This window comes from Paenibacillus fonticola DSM 21315, from assembly GCF_000381905.1.
GTDB lineage: Bacteria > Bacillota > Bacilli > Paenibacillales > Paenibacillaceae > Fontibacillus > Fontibacillus fonticola.
The window spans coordinates 1-17,769 of the sequence record NZ_KB907258.1; the positions used below are offsets into that span (position 1 = coordinate 1).

Consider the following 17,769-nt stretch of genomic DNA (forward strand, 5'->3'; position numbering starts at 1 on the left):
AGAATCAAGGGCATCGGGTGGAATACTGTCGACTAGATGGTGGATCGAAAAAGCAATGTCATTTTCTTGTAATTTAACTTCTAAATCTAGCGGCAAAACCAATTGATTCATGTTATAATCTTTAAACATAAGGACACTTCTTTCTGATTGGATTTTGTGTGGTAACTTAATTTTATCAGAAGGTGTCCTTTTTTACGTCAAAAATAATGAAAGCCGGTAAACTTTTACTCATCGTAAAAGCTTGCCGGCTATTTTTCGTTAGCGGAGGGTTTTGTCCCAGCCTCTTCTGGAAGCATAGCATATTTTTAACTGTATGTTGAACTATTGAAATGGAGCGGGCATAACTTGCTGCTGGAATTAAGCTTTCGGAACCAGCGCCCGAATAAACGCTGCCTCATCCTCTGATGGAGGCACGAGCGGCAAGCGTACAGAACCAACTGAAATACCAGCCTCGTTTAATGCAAATTTCACGGCAACCGGGTTAGGTACCGGATGGGGGCAATCGAACAGACCTTTAAAGATCGGCAAGAGCCGTTGATGCAGCTTGGCGGACTCGGTGACGCGGCCTTCCAAAAAGGCCTCAATCATCTCTTTCATCGGCCGGCCTACAATGTGGCTCGCTACGCTGACGATACCATAAGCCCCGACAGAGATCGCTGGCAGCGTTGCGGAATCATCACCGGAGTATACTTTAAATCCTTCCGGAGCTTCGGAAGCAATTTGGGCCAACTGCTCTAACGAAGCGCATTCCTTCGTGGCCACCACATTCGGGAGCTGAGCCAGTCTCAGCGTTGTTGCTGCGCTCAGGCTAATTACTGTCCGGCTCGGCACATTGTACAGCATCACAGGAAGCTTAGTAGCATTCGCAATCGCTTCGAAGTGACGGTACAGCCCTTCCTGGTTCGGCCTATTGTAATATGGCGCGACAAGGAGCACTCCATCTGCGCCGCATTTCTCTGCTTTCATAGTAAGGCTGATCGATTCAGCCGTGTTGTTGCTCCCTGTACCGGCAATGATTTTACAACGGCCGTTCGCATGCTTGACAGTAAACTCAAACAGCGATACTTTCTCTTCCTCGCTTAACGTAGGAGACTCTCCCGTTGTCCCGCAGACGACGAGAGAATCGGATTTCTGTTCTTCAATCAAATAATCTATAAGCCGGGCGGTCTGATCCCAATCTATATGCCCCTGGCCGTCGAAGGGTGTCACCATAGCCGTAATTAATCTTCCGAAATCCACCTTGTCTCCTCCTGATCATTGTATTTAATGGGCTAGCTCGAATTTGGTATGCAACGCTCTGAGCGCCTGCACCATATCTTCTTTATTAACAAGGACCCATATCGTCGTGTTAGAGTCCGCTGACTGCAAAATTTGTATTCCTTGTTCCGTTAATGCTTCGACAATTTTAGCCATAATGCCAGGAACACCGTTAATTCCCCCGCCAATGACGGATACTTTTGCACAGCCGGTCAAAATACGGGGTCGAAAGCCCATTTCTTCCAAAACGGCTGAAGCCTGAACAGCATCGCAATCAAACACAGTATAAACTACGCCGGAAGGGGTAACATTAATAAAATCGACACTGATTGCATTTTCTGCCATCGCTTTGAATACTTTCAGCTGCAAGTTAGCTTCCTGCTGTTCTGCCGGTTGCACGGTAATCTGCGTAACGTTGCCTACATATGCGATTCCAGTCACATATCTGTCGACAACACCGCTTTGGACATCCCGGAAGCCTTCCGGATTAGCGACCAGCGTTCCTTCGCCTTGTGCAAAGGTTGAGCGGACGCGGATCGGGATACCGGCCTGCATGGCGATTTCTACTGCCCGCGGGTGTATTACTTTAGCGCCCTGATGAGCCATATTGCAAATTTCTGCGTAGCTGACATAGGGCAGTGCCCGGGCATCCTCGACGATTCTAGGGTCCGCCGTCAATATGCCGTTCACATCCGTATATATGTCAACCATCTCAGCGCGCAGGGCCGCACCCAGCGCTGTCGCTGAAGTATCACTGCCGCCCCGCCCTAGGGTTGTAAACTCGCCGTCCAAGTTTTGACCTTGAAATCCGGTCACGATAACCACCTCGTTGTACTCCAATTCCTCGAGCACCCGGGACGGGACGATGTCAAGAATCCGGGCGTTGCCGAAATGACTGTCCGTTCTAAATCCTGCCTGTGCTCCCGTTAGAACAGTCGATGATATGCCTTCGCGATGAAGCAGGCTGCTGAGTGTACTGGCCGATATGATTTCACCACAGCACAGCAGTAAATCCTGCTCACGCGGAGAAAGAGATCCTCCTGTCTGCTCAATTAAATCCAGCAGCGTATCTGTTGCGTAAGGATCTCCTCTTCGGCCCATAGCCGATACAACAATGACAAGCCGGTAGTCGTTATCCAATTCCCGGCGAATGTGTGAAAGGACATGCTCTCTCGCTTCCGGAGAAGAGAGGGATGTGCCGCCGAATTTCTGCACCATAATGTGCATGCATATTCCTCCAGTATGATGGCGGATTAAAGCATCACTTCATTCCGTCTTACTAAAAGTGGCCAAATGCGCTCTTGGCCGATTAGTGCGCCTTTGAAGCTACAATTTTGCTGCTACGATTTCCGCAATTTGCACCGCATTCCAGGCTGCCCCTTTGATTAAGTTGTCAGAAACGATCCAAAGGTTCAGGCCGCGCTCATGTCCAAGATCTCGGCGCAATCGGCCTACAAACACCTCTTTCTGGCCTGCAGCTTCCGTAGCAAGCGGATAAGCCTGGGCTGCCGGATCGTCTACCAGCTTCACGCCAGGAGCGTTGGCAAGAAGATTCTTCACATCTTCCAGCTCAAAATCATTCTTCAGCTCAACATATACAGATTCAGAGTGACCATATACGACAGGAATCCGGACGCATGTTGCCGTTACATCGATCGATTCGTCCCCGAAAATTTTCTTCGTCTCGCGAACCATTTTCATTTCTTCCAGTGTATATCCGTTATCCTGGAATTTATCGATTTGCGGAATCGCATTAAAGGCAATTTGGTGTTTAACCGGCAGAGATCCAACCGGTAAAATATCCGGCGTCACTTCGCTGCCTGCGAGTATTTCACGGCTTTGGCGAAGCATCTCTTCGATTGCGCTGGCACCCGCGCCGGATACGGCCTGGTACGTAGACACGATAATGCGTGCTATACCATAGCGGTCATACAGCGGTTTCAAAGCTACTACCATTTGCGTCGTAGAGCAGTTCGGATTGGCAATAATACCTTGATGCTCGGTGATTTTATCTTCGTTCACTTCCGGTACTGCGAGCGGTGTATCCGGGTCCATACGGAATGCATTCGTATTATCGATGCATACCGCTCCAGAGCGTACTGCATGCGGAGCAAGGGCCTTGCTGACATCACCGCCCGCACTGAACAAAGCGATATCGATTCCTTCAAAACTGTCTGGTACTGCTTCTTCAACGGTAATTTTCTGTCCCTTATAAGTAAGAACGATTCCTGCGGAACGGGCAGAAGATAACAGCTTGAGCTTATCAAGCGGGAAGTCTCTTTCTTCCAGCAACTTGATAATCTGTTCTCCTACCGCTCCCGTCGCTCCTACTACAGCGACATTATATTTCGTTTTACTCATCCGGCACGCCTTCCCTCTCTTTCCATGACTGCTTATGTGAATGAATTAATTCTGTTACCTAAATCGCTCGATAATAAGCGGCTGGTACTGCTTACCTTCCAGAGCGGCATAGGCAGCCTCGGGTACCAGTTCCATTCTCGCTACAAGCGAGTTGGGCTTGCCGGTCGGATTATCCTGCCCAAACGGTACAAAATAAACATTTTTCGCTACGATGAGTTTGGCTATATTCGCTAAGTTAAAGCCCAAGCCGTCATTCGTCGAAATAGCCAGCACTACTGGACGGCCGTTGCGAAGCTGAGCCTTGGCAGCCATAAGAACAGGACTGTCCGTCATCGCATTAGCGAGCTTGCTAGTCGTCGTTCCCGTGCAAGGCGCGATGACCAGTACGTCCAGCAATTTGCTCGGTCCGAGCGGTTCCGCCTCAACAATCGAAGCAATGATATCATTCCCCGTTATATCTTTCAACTGTTTACGCCAATCCTCCGACTTGCCGAACCGGGTATCTGTTGAAAGTACCGTATGGGAAATAATCGGCACAACCTTGGCGCCAAAATCTACAAATCGTTGTATTTGCGGCATTACTTCGGCAAATGTGCAATGCGAACCTGTTATCGCATAGCCTACTGTTCTCCCCTGCCAATTCACATTTCATCCCCCCGTAGATGGAACTCTTCCGATATCGACTGACATATCGTGTTCGCCATAATAATTCCAGCCGTCTTGGGAGCGACGATTCCAGGTAATCCAGGGGCAAGAAGTGCCTTTATTCCCCGCTTCTCGGCAAAACGGAAATCTGTTCCTCCAGGTGCCGAGGCGAGATCAATAATAACTGCACTACGGGGCAGTTTTGAGATGATTTGCGCTGTGACTATCATAGTCGGAATTGTGTTAAAAATCAAGTCAATTTCCCCTGTATAAGCGGCTAAATCCGTTGTCACGAAAGGCTTCCAGCCCATTTGGACGGCTCTGGCGACCTGATCTTCCCGCCGCACCCCCACCTTCACTGTTGCCCCCAATCCCTGTAACGTTTGGGCTAATGTAAACCCAGTTCTCCCCAAACCAAGCACGATACAGGTAGAGCCATGAATCGTAATATCCGTATGCTGGATCGCCATCATCAGGGCGCCCTCGGCAGTCGGTATCGAATTGTATATGGCCACATCATCACGCTCAAGCAGCTCAATTAAGTTGAAGCCGAACTCAACGGCCATCCGTTTAAGCAAACTTTTGGCCATTCCTGTATATACCTGTGCTCCTTCCTTGATCGCTGCAAAAATTTCTTTGGTCATAACGATATCCTCGCCGGAAAACGGCGCACCGATTACGCCTTGATCATCACAGCCGATTACCGGAAGTACAATGACATCCGCATCGAATAACAGACTAGGCATTAACTTTTTATGCAGCACGCCAGTGAGAGGAGGATCCGTCAGATCGAAACCAACTACCTTTACTGTTGCGTCAAGCTCTATGCATTTGTTAATAATTTCAATCTGGCGTGCATCCCCGCCGATGAATACGATAGTTAGTCCGGTAAGCACTACAGACATCCTCCTTCCCAAGCAACACAGTATAGACCATATTATGCCGCTGCCTAGCAAGTGGTGAAACCTGTGCTGCCTGTTGACAACAAAAAGCCTGCTAGTCTTTATGCCATTCGGCATATTGGACTAGCAGGCTTCGTCGGAGGACAATATTAACAGAAAACAATTTAAAGCAGAAGACAATTTAAGCAAATATTGATTTGCAGCACAATAGGAGATTAATTTCTCCCCGTATGCCCAAATCCGCCGGCTCCCCGTACAGTTTCAGACAGTTCTTCAACTGGAATCAGCTTCACTTCCGGCACGATTTGAAAAACCATTTGGGCAATTCGTTCGTTACGACGGAACGTAAAAGGCTCGTCTCCCAAATTAATTAACAGTACTTTTACCTCTCCGCGATAATCGGCGTCAATCGTTCCCGGTGTATTCAGACAAGTGATTCCATGCTTGAACGCCAAACCGCTGCGCGGGCGTATTTGCGCTTCCAAGCCAGCGGGCATCGCCAAGGCAAAGCCAGTGGGGATCAAAGTCCGCTGTCCCGGAAGAAGCACAACTTCCTCTGTAATGGCAGCATATAAATCGAAGCCGGAAGCCAGCTCGGACATTTTCTGAGGAAGCTCAATATCTTCATTTCCAGCTAACCGGTTAATTTGGACGTTATACGACAAGTTCATCTCTCCTTATTCCTGACAATACCCGATCAGATGAACCGACCATTGCTAACGAGTACGGTTGCTTGAACATGCCTCGAAGCACATCAGTGATATCATCCATCGTTACTGCTTCTATTTTTGCAATAATTTCATCCAGCGTATAGTGGCGGCCGAGCATCAGTTCATTTTTACCAAGCCGGTTCATGCGGCTGCTCGTGCTCTCCAAGCTAAGAATTAGGCTGCCCTTAAGCTGCTCCTTGCCTTTGCTCAGTTCATGCTCGGTAAGTCCATTCAGAGATACGTCATGCAATATTTCCCGGGTCAGCTCAAGAACATCTTTCGTCTGCTTCGGCGCCGTCCCCGCATAGACCGTAAACAGGCCGCTGTCCGCATGTGAGCTATGATAGGAATATACGGAATAGGCCAACCCCCGTTTTTCCCGGATTTCCTGGAATAGACGCGAGCTCATGCCTCCTCCAAGCGCATTGTTCAGCAGCACCATCGCATACTGATTTTTATCCCCCATCTGCAGGCCCGGAAAAGACATGCAAATGTGGTTTTGCTCTGTTTTCTTGCGGTGAAATCTTAATCCCCCCAAAAATGCGGGAGCTTTCAAAGGTTCCAGCGTTCCGCTTGCACTGAATTGTCCGAAATGCTTCTCCAGCAGCTCGATAATGTTGTCGTCATAATTGCCCGCAATGCTGATGACTGTATTTTCGATCGTATATTTTTCGCGCATAAATGCTTTCAGATCTTCCGGCTTCATCGCCTGCAGCTGCTCTTCTGTGCCGAGAATAGGCAGAGCGAGAGGGTGGCTCCCGTAGGCGGCTTCAGATATAAGATCATGCACCATATCGTCCGGAGTATCTTCATACATGGCGATTTCTTCAAAAATAACGTTTTTCTCTTTGCGGAGCTCTTCTTCATCAAAGAGAGATTTAAAAAACATATCGGACAACACATCAACAGCAATCGGCAGATGCTCATCCAGCACCTTGGCGTAAAAGCACGTATATTCCTTTGAGGTAAAAGCATTCACATTTCCGCCGATAGCGTCAAATTGTTCAGCAATCTCTCTAGCATTGAATCGTTCTGTACCTTTAAACAACATGTGTTCAATAAAATGGGAGATACCGCCTAATTCAGGACTTTCGTTCCGTGATCCAGTTTTAACCCATATGCCGAACGACACTGAGCGGAAGGTAGGGATTTTCTCCATAACTACCCGCAGGCCGTTGTTTAGTTGCGTTTTGTGCACGAAAGGCCCTCCTAAAAGTTTTACGAAGTAAAACTTACTCCGTAAGCATAAACTTAGTTTTACGAAGTAAAACTTACTTCGTAAGCATTCGCTTAACCATAAATCATCATTATCCTATCAAAAAAATAAAGATAGCTCAACTCCCTGGAACATCGACGCGCTTGCTCGACAATGTCTCTTCTACCGTTCCAAGGACAAGCCCTTTTTGCCGGATAACCGATATCATTTCCTTTAGCGCCTTGCTGGAGGACTCCGTCGGATGCATTAAAATCAGTGAGCCTGGAGCCACTTTTTGCGAAATTTTCTGGACGATGCTGGAGGGCGACGGCTTTCTCCAGTCCACCGTGTCCAACGTCCACAGCACAGTCTTTAATCCGTAATCCGCGGCCTGGCGTACAGTTCGAGCGTTAAAGTCGCCCGATGGCGGGGCAAACCAGCGATTTTCTACACCCAGCTCGCTTTTTAGCAAATCCTTTGTTTTTGATATTTCCAGCCTGGCCCGATAATCATCAAGCTGGCTCATATTCGGATGAGAATACGCATGATTCTCAATTTGATGTCCTCTTTTTTGTATTTCCTTCGCCAGAGCAACATTTTTTTTCAGCCAGCTGCCATCCAGAAAAAACGTCGCTTTTACTTTAGCTTCATCCAGCGTGTCCAGCATCGGTACAATATATTCGTTTCCCCAGGCGACGTTGATCATCATGGCAACCATTGGCTTATTGGAATTTCCCCGGTAAATCGGTTCTGGAGACAGATCATCCAAGCTGACGCGCGGAGGAATTTCGCGATATTGATAAGGAATATCAGAGCCTGGCGGCAGCGCCTTCGCTTTTTGATACGTTTGCTCGATATCTACTTCAAGTCCGTTATAACCCGGAACGGCCTTCCAGACCCGGTCGATTACTGCGTCCACAGGCTCTACGCGGCGTTTGGCGGCCTCTTCCCGGATGATGGACATAAGCTGACTGTCACTGCTTGCATCAGAAAACAGCCGGAAGGCCAAATCGCCCTCACGCTTACCGGTGTTTCCTTCCACAAATGCCCGTATTCCACCCCATTGCCACAATGCAAATACAATTACAATGCATAACGAGATCACGATGAATTTATTCCGACTCATGACAGGCCCATCCCTTCAACCCGGTTTTGTCCTCATCATATGAAGACAAGTTCCATTATATGCAACAAACGAGTTGTTAAGTGCAGCCATGATCCAGAAAATTACAAGAAAATTAATAAGCAGCTTAAATTAAAAAAGAGCCAGAAATATTGCATTCTGTCTCTTTACCCGCACAATTAATAAGAAATGGTGGGGAGCCTTTAAGATGATGGTTTGTTCGTCTCAGCAGTCAATACCGCTTTGCGGGAAAGATTTACGCGGCCTTGCTGGTCGATTTCCGTAACCTTAACGGTTACCGTATCGCCGATTGCAACGACATCTTCCACTTTAGCCACACGCTCTGTAGAGAGCTGAGAAATATGAACAAGACCGTCCTTGCCCGGTAAAATTTCTACAAACGCACCGAATTTCTCAATCCGTTTTACCGTGCCTACATAGATCTCTCCGACGACAACTTCCTTCACAATGCCTTCGATGATCGAACGCGCCTTATTATTCATCTCCTCATTCGTAGAAGCGATGAACACGCGGCCATCCTGCTCAATATCGATTTTTACGCCGGTCTCTTCAATAATTTTATTGATGATTTTACCGCCGGCACCGATCACATCGCGAATTTTGTCTGGGTTGATATTTATGATGAGAATTTTAGGCGCATATGGAGACAAACTTTCCTTTGGCTTCTGGATGCGATCCACCATCTTGGAAAGAATGTGCAGTCGTCCTTCTCTTGCCTGGGCGAGCGCATCGGATAAAATTTGACGATCGATTCCATCAATTTTTATATCCATTTGAATGGCGGTCACCCCATCCGGTGTTCCAGCCACCTTAAAGTCCATATCCCCCAAGTGATCTTCCATGCCTTGAATATCACTCAAGATCGATACTTGATCTCCATCCTTTATTAGTCCCATCGCCACTCCAGCAACCGGCGCTTTGATCGGCACACCTGCATCCATCATAGCTAGCGTGCTTGCACAAATACTCGCTTGGGAGGTTGAACCATTCGATTCCAACACCTCGGAAACGAGACGAATCGTGTAAGGAAATTCACTCTCAGGCGGAATAACCTTGGACAAGGCTCTTTCACCGAGCGCTCCGTGTCCAACTTCGCGGCGTCCCGGCGCGCGCAATGGACGAGCTTCCCCGACGCTGAATGGCGGGAAGTTGTAATGATGCATGAAGCGCTTGGATTCTTCAAGATCGATGCCATCGAGAATTTGCACATCCCCAAGAGCCCCAAGCGTACATACGCTAAGCGCTTGCGTTTGGCCGCGTGTAAATAGACCCGAGCCGTGCGTGCGGGGCAGCAAGTTAATGTCGCATTCGATCGGACGAATTTCCTCCAGCTTGCGGCCATCCGGACGTACTTTGTCATGGGTAATCAGACGGCGTACTTCTTCTTTAACGATATCATGCAGCACTTCCATAACATCTTTTAATAGCTCTGGAGATTCAATATACTTCTCTTCAAAATGAGCCACTGTCTCATCATTGATTGCATCAATCGCATCTTGACGAGCATGCTTCTCAGCAATTCTTACCGCCTTGACAAGCCGGTCAGCTGCGAAATCACGCACCTCGCGATTGACTTCCGCATCTACCGCATGCAGCTTCACTTCCATCTTCTCTTTGCCGGCAACCTTTACGAGCTCTTCGATGACAGCAACGATGTTCTTAATTTCCTCATGACCGAACATAATCGCTTCCAGCATGACCTCTTCGGATACTTCGTTCGCTTCGGCCTCTACCATCATAATCGCATCTTTCGTACCGGCGACGACGACATAAATGTCGCTGGCTTCCTGCTGGGCAACATCCGGATTAATGATGAACTGCCCATCGACGCGGCCGACAGCCACCCCGCCAATCGGTCCGTTAAAAGGCACGTCAGATATGCTGAGCGCTGCGGATGTTCCGATCATCGCGGCGATTTCCGGTTCACAATCCTGATCCACACTCATTACGAGATTGACGATTTGGACATCGTTACGGAACCCTTCCGGAAACAACGGACGAATCGGACGGTCCGTCAGGCGGCTGGCAAGGATGGCCTTCTCACTCGGCCGGCCCTCCCGTTTAATGAAGCCGCCTGGGATTTTACCCACAGCGTACAATTTCTCTTCATAATTTACGGTAAGCGGAAAGAAATCCAAATCCTTCGGCTCAGACGAGGCGGTAACTGTACACAAAACGGCAGTATCCCCGTAGCGTACCATAACGGCTGCGTTCGCCTGCTTGGCCAGGCGGCCTGTTTCCAGTATAAGAGGTCTTCCCCCCAACTGCATTTTCACATGATTCTCCATGAAATCCCTCCTTATCACAAATAGAAATTCGGTATAAAGATCATTATTTCCTCCTTTTGCCCGATTCATAAAAGGATGGCGCAAAATGTTGGAGCAAAGCGCCTTAATGAACGGAAAAAAGGAAGTTTGTCCCTATGCACAACAAAAGCTCCTGCAGGAGCCTTGAATATCGCGTAATAGAGCAGTATACGGCAGGGCAAAGCGCATACATTCCATAACTGTTAAAAAGCAACCCAGATGCACGCCGTTCGCTTAATTAGCGCATCCGGCGGGCAACCAGGCTGCTTCAGTTAATCACGAAAAATTAACGACGCAATCCGAGCTTCTCGATCAAAGCGGAGTAACGTTTTACGTCTTTGTTCTTCAGGTATGCCAACAGCTTACGGCGTTGGCCAACCATTTTCAGAAGACCGCGACGGGAATGATGATCCTTCTTGTGCGAGCGCAAGTGCTGGGTCAAATTCACAATGTTCTCCGTAAGGATAGCAATTTGCACCTCTGGTGATCCGGTATCGGATTCATGAGTTTTGTGCTCTTCGATCAATTGTTGTTTACGTTCTTGAGTCAATGCCATCCTGTTCACCTCCTTTATCTAAATCGCCATTAGCCTCGTCGCCGGGCGGTGAGGTCCGGTTAACCAAGCTAAGGTTGCAGCTGTTCTGGAAAAATGCCAGCATTCACCATGAACAACGTAGATCAGTATACCATAATTGCAGGACAAATGTAAATGATAATACGTCAAACTTGCAGCATTGCAGCTGATCGTCCTATTCAGCAGCAAGCAGCAGGCGTTTAGCCGTCTCCGCATCCCGGCCAATTTGCGCCACGAGCTCGTCAATGGAAGCAAACTTGCGTTCCTCCCGAATATAATCTACTAGCTCAACCGACAACGTTTTGCCGTATAAGTCCCCGCTAAAATCAAACAGATGAATTTCCAGCGACGGGGCTGCCTTGTCGGTATGGAAGGTTGGCTTAACTCCGACATTCATTACCCCATGCAGCCATTTGTCTTCAAACTTGACTTTAACGGCGTAGACGCCCTTGGCAGGTAGCACAAAATGCTCATCAGGACTTAGGTTCGCCGTTGGAAAACCAATCTTCCTGCCGCGCTTCTCCCCATGCATCACCGTGCCGCTCAGCGCATATCTCCGTCCAAGCCAGCGTGCAGCCAGCCGAACATTCCCTTCCGTCAGCGCTTTGCGTATGCCAGAGCTGCTGACCTTCTCCCCATCGATCAAAAACGGAGAGACCGTGCTGACTTCCAGCGAATTGTTACTTAGCTCACGGAGCATGCCTGCATGTCCTTCTCCCCGGTAGCCATAGCGGAAATCAAACCCAACAACGGCCGTATGAACCTGAAGCGGGACAAGTACTCCGCTAACAAAATTATGAGGGCTCACTTGGGAGAATGCATCATTAAACCCTATAATGTATGTGTAATCGACGCCCAAACTTTTAAGAAGCCGTTCTTTCTCGCGTGGGGGCGTTAAATATCCGTCGTAATCGCCTTTCTTCATCACTTCTTTAGGATGGGGATGAAAGGTCATGACCGCGGCCGGTAATTTCGCTGAGGCTGCAAGCCGCACAGCAGATTCGATGACACTGACATGTCCCAAATGCAGGCCATCAAATTGGCCGATCGCGAGAACCTGCGGTTTAGCACTGCAATCTATAATCTCTTTTGTAAGAGGATAATTAATATTTATCGTTTCCAATATCACTTCACCTGCAATTTCAGTCGGATTAGCACGCTATATCACTCTGGCAGAAACACTTTTACCGGGATGATCGACCTCGTCGTTTCCTCGCTGCGAAAAATGCCTAGAAATTTCTCTGAACTATAAAGCCGGATATTCTCCCCCCATGTTACCGGCGGCTCAACTAGCCCTGAGGAGATTTTCTGCCCCTGTAATGCCTGTTTTACATGACTCTCGGGAATGCGATGGGCAGGCATGTGGCTTACAGCCTGATCTACGGGGATCAGATGCGCCTCCAGTGTGCCCTGTTCCGCGTGGGCGGCTATTTCCTCCAGCGTCAGGCACTGAGCTTCATGAATGCCAGCGGAAAACGTTCGCTTCAGCTCGGCCATCGCGGCCGGTACGCCCAACGCACGCCCGATATCAACACAAAGTGTCCGGATGTATGTTCCTTTAGAGCACAACACCCGAAAAGAAACGGAAGGATGCTCCCCTTCAGGCTGATAGGACAGCAGCTCCAGTTCCTCAATCGTCACTTCTCTCGCTTTGCGCTCGACGACTTTTCCCTCCCTGGCTAACTCGTATAGCCGTTTCCCATCCTGCTTCAAGGCCGAGTACATCGGCGGAACCTGGGAGATCGTACCTATAAATTGCTCGAGAACGGCTCGTACCTCTTGTTCACTGACGCACAATCCAGCCTTTCGTTCAATGACGGTGCCCGACATGTCCTCTGTATCGGTAGCAATGCCCAGCAGCAGTGTCGCCTCGTATTGTTTAGGAAGCTCCTGCAAGTATTCGACCATTCTGGTCGCCCTTCCCAGACAAAGAGGAAGCACGCCCGTTACTGCCGGATCCAGCGTTCCCGTATGTCCGATCCGCTTCATTTTTAATATACCCCGAGTTTTGGCCACGACATCATGCGAGGTAAAGCCTGCAGGTTTATTTACGGCAAGTATCCCTTCATATGACGTCAGTTTCATAGCCGTGACTTCACCCGCTCTATAATTTGCACAACAACATGCTCCACATTGCCTTGCATGCGAACACCTGCAGCGAGAACATGGCCCCCGCCGCCAAAGCTTTGAGCGACAGCAGCAACATCCACAGTTCCGGCAGACCTCATGCTTACCTTCACTGTTTCCTCATCAATCACTTTAAACAGCAAACCAACCTCAACACCTTGAATGTTGCGCGGGTAGTTCACAATTCCCTCCAAATCTTCATGAATCGCCCCGGATTTCCTCATGTCTTCGTCATTGATGATTACCCAGCTTATTTTGCCGTCATCCGTCATTTGCAAGCCGTTGAGCGCTCTCGTTAACAGCCTGAGTTGAGGCAGTGTCATTTGCTCGAGCAGCAGCTGCGACAGTTCAGGTCCGTTCACTCCGTATTCAAGCAGTTCAGAAGCAACCGCCATTACTTTCGGGGACGTGCTTGCATAGCGAAAGCCGCCAGTATCCGTTAATAATCCAGTATATATAGCCGTAGCTGTATCTTTAGACAAGGTGAAGCCTAGCCATTTTGCCAGATCATATAAAATCTCCACCGTAGCTGCTGCAGTAGGAACAATTAGATTTTCATTCCCAAATCCGTCGTTGGTCGGATGGTGATCGATATTCAAAATACGGGCATCTGCCGCAAAATAGTCGCTCGATTTTCCAATTCTGCGGAAATCAGCGCAATCAACACTTATAACATATTTGTAGGATTTGTCCAGAGTTGTTACTGACAGATCCATAATGCGATCCGAGTGCAACAAGTACGACATACGCTGAGGAATCGGCCCTTCATTGACCATAACGTAATTTTTACCCAGACATGAGAGAAGCCAGCCCACCACTAGGGTAGAACTGACTGCGTCTCCGTCCGGCTGTACATGCGACACTACCAGGAAATCATCATGATCCTTCAGAAATTGCTCTGCCTGTCGGAATTCCTGTTCATTGGTCTGCATTGCCGTCTCCTTTAAATTCATTTTTCCTCATCTTGCGTAATTTCACCCAGCAGCTTCTCAATGCGGCTGCCGTATTCAATCGACTCATCGACTTTAAAAATCAGCTCCGGTGTGTGACGCAGACGCATCCGTTTTCCCAGCTCCGTCCGCAAATATCCGAGCGCTTTATCCAGCCCCTTCAACGATTCCGCTTTTTTCTCCTCGTCGCCGAATATGCTGATATATACTTTCGCCTGGGATAAATCACTTGTAACATCGACGCCGGTCACTGTGACAAATCCGACCCTGGGATCCTTAACTTCGTTCTGAATCAGCACGCTGAGTTCCTTCTTAATTTGTTCGCCAACACGGCCGGTACGATTTTTAGCCATAGTTTGTCACCTCACCTTACTTCCGCTCGACGGCCTCCATAATAAACGCTTCTATAATGTCGCCCTCTTTAATGTCGTTGTAGTTATCGAGTGTAATACCACACTCATAACCTTGGGACACTTCCTTCGCATCGTCCTTGTAACGCTTGAGTGAATCAATCTTGCCCTCATATACAACGATACCGTCACGGATTAGACGGGTTTCAGCATTGCGGGTAATTTTACCGGAGGTTACCATGCAACCGGCAATCGTCCCCACTCTGCTGAGTTTGAACGTATCACGGACTTCGGCATGACCGATGACGCTCTCTTTGTATTCAGGATCGAGCATCCCTTTCATCGCCTGCTCAATTTCTTCGATCGCTTTATAAATGACGCGATGCAGACGAATATCTACTTTCTCCTGCTCCGCAGTTGCTTTCGTCTGGCTGTCCGGGCGAACGTTAAAGCCGATCACGATAGCATTGGATGCAGCCGCCAAAATAATATCGGATTCTGTAATCGCTCCAGCACCGCTGTGAATGATTTTCACCCGTACGCCTTCTACTTCGATTTTCTCCAACGAGCCTTTAAGCGCCTCAACCGAACCTTGTACGTCCGCTTTAATAATGACGTTGAGATCTTTGATCTCGCCTTCCTTGATATGGCGGAACAAATCATCCAGCGTGACGCGAGTATTGCCGCCAAGCTCGGATTGACGCTGCGTAATAGCGCGTCTATCGGCAATAGAGCGGGCTTTGCGCTCATCCTCGAACACCATAAACGGATCGCCGGCATGCGGAACCTCGGTCAACCCCGTAATTTCCACCGGTGTAGAAGGCCCTGCTTCTTTGAGGCGGCGTCCTTTATCATTTACCATAGCCCGAATACGGCCAAAGCAGTTTCCGGCAACAAAAGCGTCGCCAACCTTCAGCGTACCATGCTGAACGAGTACGCGGGCTACAGGGCCGCGGCTCTTATCCAGCTCGGCTTCTATGACGGCTCCGCGAGCGCGTTTGTCCGGATTCGCTTTGTACTCGTTCACTTCAGCTACGAGCAGAATCATTTCCAGCAAATCTTCCAGTCCCATTCTTTGCTTGGCCGACACATTGACGAAAATCGTTTCTCCGCCCCACTCCTCCGGAACGAGCCCGTATTCCGTCAGCTCCTGCTTCACTTTGTCCGGATTCGCTGTCGGCTTGTCAATTTTGTTGACCGCTACAATGATTGGAAGTCCTGCGGCTTTGGCATGGTTAACCGCTTCTACCGTTTGCGGCATCACGCCGTCATCCGCTGCTACAACAATAATCGTTATGTCCGTCAGCTGGGCACCGCGAGCACGCATCGCCGTAAAAGCTTCGTGTCCAGGCGTATCCAGGAACGTGATTTTTTTGTTGTTGATTTCCACCTGATAAGCACCGATATGCTGGGTAATCCCTCCGGCTTCGCCGCTGCTGACGTTCGCTGAGCGTATGGCATCAAGCAAGGTCGTCTTCCCGTGGTCAACGTGTCCCATAATCGTAACGACCGGTGGGCGTTCCATCAAATCCGCTTCTTCATCATGCTCTTCTAATGTTTCAAAACGATCTTCCTCAACCGGAATTTTCACCTCAACCTCTACTCCGAATTCACCGGCAAGGAGCAGAATCGTATCGATGTCGAGCTCCTGATTGATCGTCGCCATAACGCCGAGGGCAATCAGTTTCTTAATGACTTCGGAAGCATCTTTATGAAGCAGCTTAGCAGATTCGCCTACGGTCATATTGCCCCGAACGATAATTTTCTTCGGCGTGTTATCGATTTTCTCCCGTGGCGGCTGCTGCTGGCCTCCTCTGCCTCCACGGCCGCCTTTCCCGCCGCGGTTGTTCTTGAAATTACCTTGTCTGTTGTCATCAAAACGCCGCTGACCAGGCTTGTTGTTGCCACCTTTACGCTGCCCTGCTCCGCTTTGCCCTCCCCGGTTGCCGGAGGAGTAATTGTCATTGCTCGCGGCCTGCTGCGGCGCGCCTTGGCTGCGGCCTGCTCCGCCTGAAGCATTGCTGGAACCTTGTCCCGGGCGAGCTGAACGCTGTCCGCTGGACTGGCTCCCCCGGTTCGATTGATTGTGATTCCGATTCGCAGAAGCACCTGATGCTTGCTGAGTTCGGTTTTCCTGTTTATTGTCGCTGGCGCGATGTTTTCTTTCTTGAGTGGCTTGTGCTCCTCCACTCGCGGAGAATGAGTTATGCGTTTTATTATTCATACTTACCTGCTTTTCTTGTTGATTTTTGTTATTGCTGGATGAGCTGCTGCCTGCACTGGAAGGCTTTTGATTTTCACGCTGGCCGGCGTTTGACCCGGCCCCAGTTTTCGGCGTTTGGCTTCCTCCTGCGGAAGCTGGTGCCGACGATTTAGCTGAAGACTCAGTACGTCCCGAGCCTTCCCGCTTGGCAGCAGCATTGCTCTTAATATCCTTGAAAAATTGCTCGACGCGCGATACAGCATCGTTCTCCATCACGCTCATATGATTGTTAACCGGGATATTAAGCCGCTTCAAAATGGTGATAATTTCCTTACTGCTCATATTAAGGGATTTTGCATATTCATAAACCCTAAGCTTTTCTTTGTTTTCTTGTTTACTCAATATACTCCACCTCCGACGTTTTCACGATCGTTTTCCGGATCATTTCGGCAAACCCCTGATCCATCAGCGCTAGGACGACTCGTTCCGGCTTTCCTACGCTGGAACCTAACTGTTCCCGATCAAAGCCGATGATCAGTGGGACTTTATAGGTTGCACATTTGTCACGAAATTTCTTGCGGGCATTGCCGGATGCATCCGCTGCAACTACTACGAGCTTAGCTTCACCAGAGCGAACAGCTTTAAGTACGCTCTCATCTCCGGTTACCACTTTACCCGCTCTCATTGCGAGACCAAGTCCTGACAATACTTTACTCATCAGCATCGTCTTCCCGGTCCCGCTCAGCGATAAATTTATCTTCCACCGCAAGGAAATCTTGCGCCAATTGCTCATAAACCTCTTGACCGACAGGCGATTTCAGCGCCCTGTCCAGAGAGCGATTTTTGTGGGCTAGTCTGAAACAGGACGCTTGGCCGCACAAATAGGCGCCGCGGCCTGATTTTTTGCCTGTTAAATCAATCGAAACGACTCCCTCTGGAGACCGGACAATTCGAATTAGCGACTTCTTTGGCTTCATTTCATTGCAGGCTACGCATTTGCGTAAAGGTATCTTTCTTGGTTTCATTCCTTTCCCCCCCGTCTTCT

The 17,769-nt window shown here is 49.0% G+C and carries 17 protein-coding genes; all 17 read right to left on the bottom strand.

The window, feature by feature from the left end; all coding sequences use genetic code 11:
- Window positions 1–357: 357 nt before the first annotated feature.
- The 17 genes from dapA to rnpM all read right to left on the bottom strand — a co-directional run bounded on the left by dapA (window position 358) and on the right by rnpM (window position 17,749).
- A complete protein-coding gene (gene dapA, locus G358_RS0114805; RefSeq protein WP_019638017.1) occupies window positions 358–1,239 on the bottom strand; it encodes a 4-hydroxy-tetrahydrodipicolinate synthase in 882 nt (293 codons plus the stop codon).
- A 24-nt stretch (window positions 1,240–1,263) separates the two neighbouring features.
- Window positions 1,264–2,484 carry an aspartate kinase gene (gene dapG / locus G358_RS0114810; RefSeq protein WP_019638018.1) on the bottom strand — a complete coding sequence of 407 codons (1,221 nt, stop codon included), beginning with the start codon at window positions 2,482–2,484 and terminating at the stop codon, window positions 1,264–1,266.
- A gap of 99 nt (window positions 2,485–2,583) precedes the next feature.
- A complete protein-coding gene (locus G358_RS0114815) occupies window positions 2,584–3,618 on the bottom strand; it encodes an aspartate-semialdehyde dehydrogenase (protein WP_019638019.1) in 1,035 nt (344 codons plus the stop codon).
- 54 nt (window positions 3,619–3,672) lie between these two features.
- Window positions 3,673–4,263 (bottom strand): dipicolinate synthase subunit B, encoded by a 591-nt coding sequence (locus G358_RS0114820; protein ID WP_019638020.1) that lies wholly within the window; start codon window positions 4,261–4,263, stop codon window positions 3,673–3,675.
- Window positions 4,260–5,159, bottom strand: a complete 900-nt coding sequence (gene dpsA / locus G358_RS0114825; protein WP_019638021.1) for a dipicolinate synthase subunit DpsA — start codon at window positions 5,157–5,159, stop codon at window positions 4,260–4,262. The genes G358_RS0114820 and dpsA overlap by 4 nt, the downstream gene beginning before the upstream one ends.
- A 221-nt stretch (window positions 5,160–5,380) precedes the next feature.
- The gene (dut, locus tag G358_RS0114830) at window positions 5,381–5,830 is read right to left on the bottom strand and encodes a dUTP diphosphatase (RefSeq protein WP_019638022.1); all 450 of its coding nucleotides are present in this window, start codon (window positions 5,828–5,830) and stop codon (window positions 5,381–5,383) included.
- The gene (locus G358_RS0114835) at window positions 5,820–7,034 is read right to left on the bottom strand and encodes a M16 family metallopeptidase (RefSeq protein WP_420836062.1); all 1,215 of its coding nucleotides are present in this window, start codon (window positions 7,032–7,034) and stop codon (window positions 5,820–5,822) included. Before G358_RS0114835 ends, dut begins: the two co-directional genes overlap by 11 nt.
- Before the next feature lie 175 nt (window positions 7,035–7,209).
- A complete protein-coding gene (locus G358_RS0114840; RefSeq protein WP_019638024.1) occupies window positions 7,210–8,196 on the bottom strand; it encodes a polysaccharide deacetylase family protein in 987 nt (328 codons plus the stop codon).
- 200 nt (window positions 8,197–8,396) lie between these two features.
- On the bottom strand, window positions 8,397–10,502 hold the full coding sequence (gene pnp / locus G358_RS0114845; protein ID WP_019638025.1) for a polyribonucleotide nucleotidyltransferase: 2,106 nt from the start codon (window positions 10,500–10,502) through the stop codon (window positions 8,397–8,399).
- A 304-nt stretch (window positions 10,503–10,806) separates the two neighbouring features.
- Complete coding sequence (gene rpsO / locus G358_RS0114855; protein ID WP_026342272.1) at window positions 10,807–11,076, bottom strand: 30S ribosomal protein S15; 270 nt, start codon at window positions 11,074–11,076, stop codon at window positions 10,807–10,809.
- A gap of 193 nt (window positions 11,077–11,269) precedes the next feature.
- On the bottom strand, window positions 11,270–12,217 hold the full coding sequence (locus G358_RS0114860; protein WP_019638027.1) for a bifunctional riboflavin kinase/FAD synthetase: 948 nt from the start codon (window positions 12,215–12,217) through the stop codon (window positions 11,270–11,272).
- Window positions 12,218–12,258: 41 nt separating this feature from the next.
- Entirely contained in the window at window positions 12,259–13,179 is a 921-nt protein-coding gene (gene truB, locus G358_RS0114865; RefSeq protein WP_019638028.1) for a tRNA pseudouridine(55) synthase TruB, read from the bottom strand.
- Window positions 13,176–14,153, bottom strand: a complete 978-nt coding sequence (locus tag G358_RS0114870; protein WP_026342274.1) for a DHH family phosphoesterase — start codon at window positions 14,151–14,153, stop codon at window positions 13,176–13,178. Before G358_RS0114870 ends, truB begins: the two co-directional genes overlap by 4 nt.
- 17 nt (window positions 14,154–14,170) lie before the next feature.
- Window positions 14,171–14,524 (bottom strand): 30S ribosome-binding factor RbfA, encoded by a 354-nt coding sequence (gene rbfA / locus G358_RS0114875; RefSeq protein WP_019638030.1) that lies wholly within the window; start codon window positions 14,522–14,524, stop codon window positions 14,171–14,173.
- A 16-nt stretch (window positions 14,525–14,540) separates the two neighbouring features.
- Window positions 14,541–17,126 (bottom strand): translation initiation factor IF-2, encoded by a 2,586-nt coding sequence (gene infB, locus G358_RS0114880; protein WP_019638031.1) that lies wholly within the window; start codon window positions 17,124–17,126, stop codon window positions 14,541–14,543.
- Window positions 17,119–17,442: a L7Ae/L30e/S12e/Gadd45 family ribosomal protein gene (locus tag G358_RS0114885; protein WP_019638032.1), complete on the bottom strand. Its 324-nt coding sequence runs from the start codon at window positions 17,440–17,442 to the stop codon at window positions 17,119–17,121. The genes infB and G358_RS0114885 overlap by 8 nt, the downstream gene beginning before the upstream one ends.
- A complete protein-coding gene (rnpM, locus tag G358_RS0114890; protein WP_019638033.1) occupies window positions 17,435–17,749 on the bottom strand; it encodes an RNase P modulator RnpM in 315 nt (104 codons plus the stop codon). The genes G358_RS0114885 and rnpM overlap by 8 nt, the downstream gene beginning before the upstream one ends.
- Window positions 17,750–17,769: the final 20 nt, after the last annotated feature.

Bases quoted from the DNA above. Each gene is read 5' to 3' on its own strand.
- dapG (WP_019638018.1), bottom strand. From the start codon at position 2,484: ATGCACATTATGGTGCAGAAATTCGGCGGCACATCCCTCTCTTCTCCG.
- rbfA (WP_019638030.1), bottom strand. From the start codon at position 14,524: ATGGCTAAAAATCGTACCGGCCGTGTTGGCGAACAAATTAAGAAGGAA.
- G358_RS0114840 (WP_019638024.1), bottom strand. From the start codon at position 8,196: ATGAGTCGGAATAAATTCATCGTGATCTCGTTATGCATTGTAATTGTA.
- truB (WP_019638028.1), bottom strand. From the start codon at position 13,179: ATGAAACTGACGTCATATGAAGGGATACTTGCCGTAAATAAACCTGCA.
- G358_RS0114815 (WP_019638019.1), bottom strand. From the start codon at position 3,618: ATGAGTAAAACGAAATATAATGTCGCTGTAGTAGGAGCGACGGGAGCG.
- G358_RS0114870 (WP_026342274.1), bottom strand. From the start codon at position 14,153: ATGCAGACCAATGAACAGGAATTCCGACAGGCAGAGCAATTTCTGAAG.
- rpsO (WP_026342272.1), bottom strand. From the start codon at position 11,076: ATGGCATTGACTCAAGAACGTAAACAACAATTGATCGAAGAGCACAAA.
- pnp (WP_019638025.1), bottom strand. From the start codon at position 10,502: ATGGAGAATCATGTGAAAATGCAGTTGGGGGGAAGACCTCTTATACTG.
- G358_RS0114835 (WP_420836062.1), bottom strand. From the start codon at position 7,034: ATGGAGAAAATCCCTACCTTCCGCTCAGTGTCGTTCGGCATATGGGTT.
- rnpM (WP_019638033.1), bottom strand. From the start codon at position 17,749: ATGAAACCAAGAAAGATACCTTTACGCAAATGCGTAGCCTGCAATGAA.
- G358_RS0114885 (WP_019638032.1), bottom strand. From the start codon at position 17,442: ATGAGTAAAGTATTGTCAGGACTTGGTCTCGCAATGAGAGCGGGTAAA.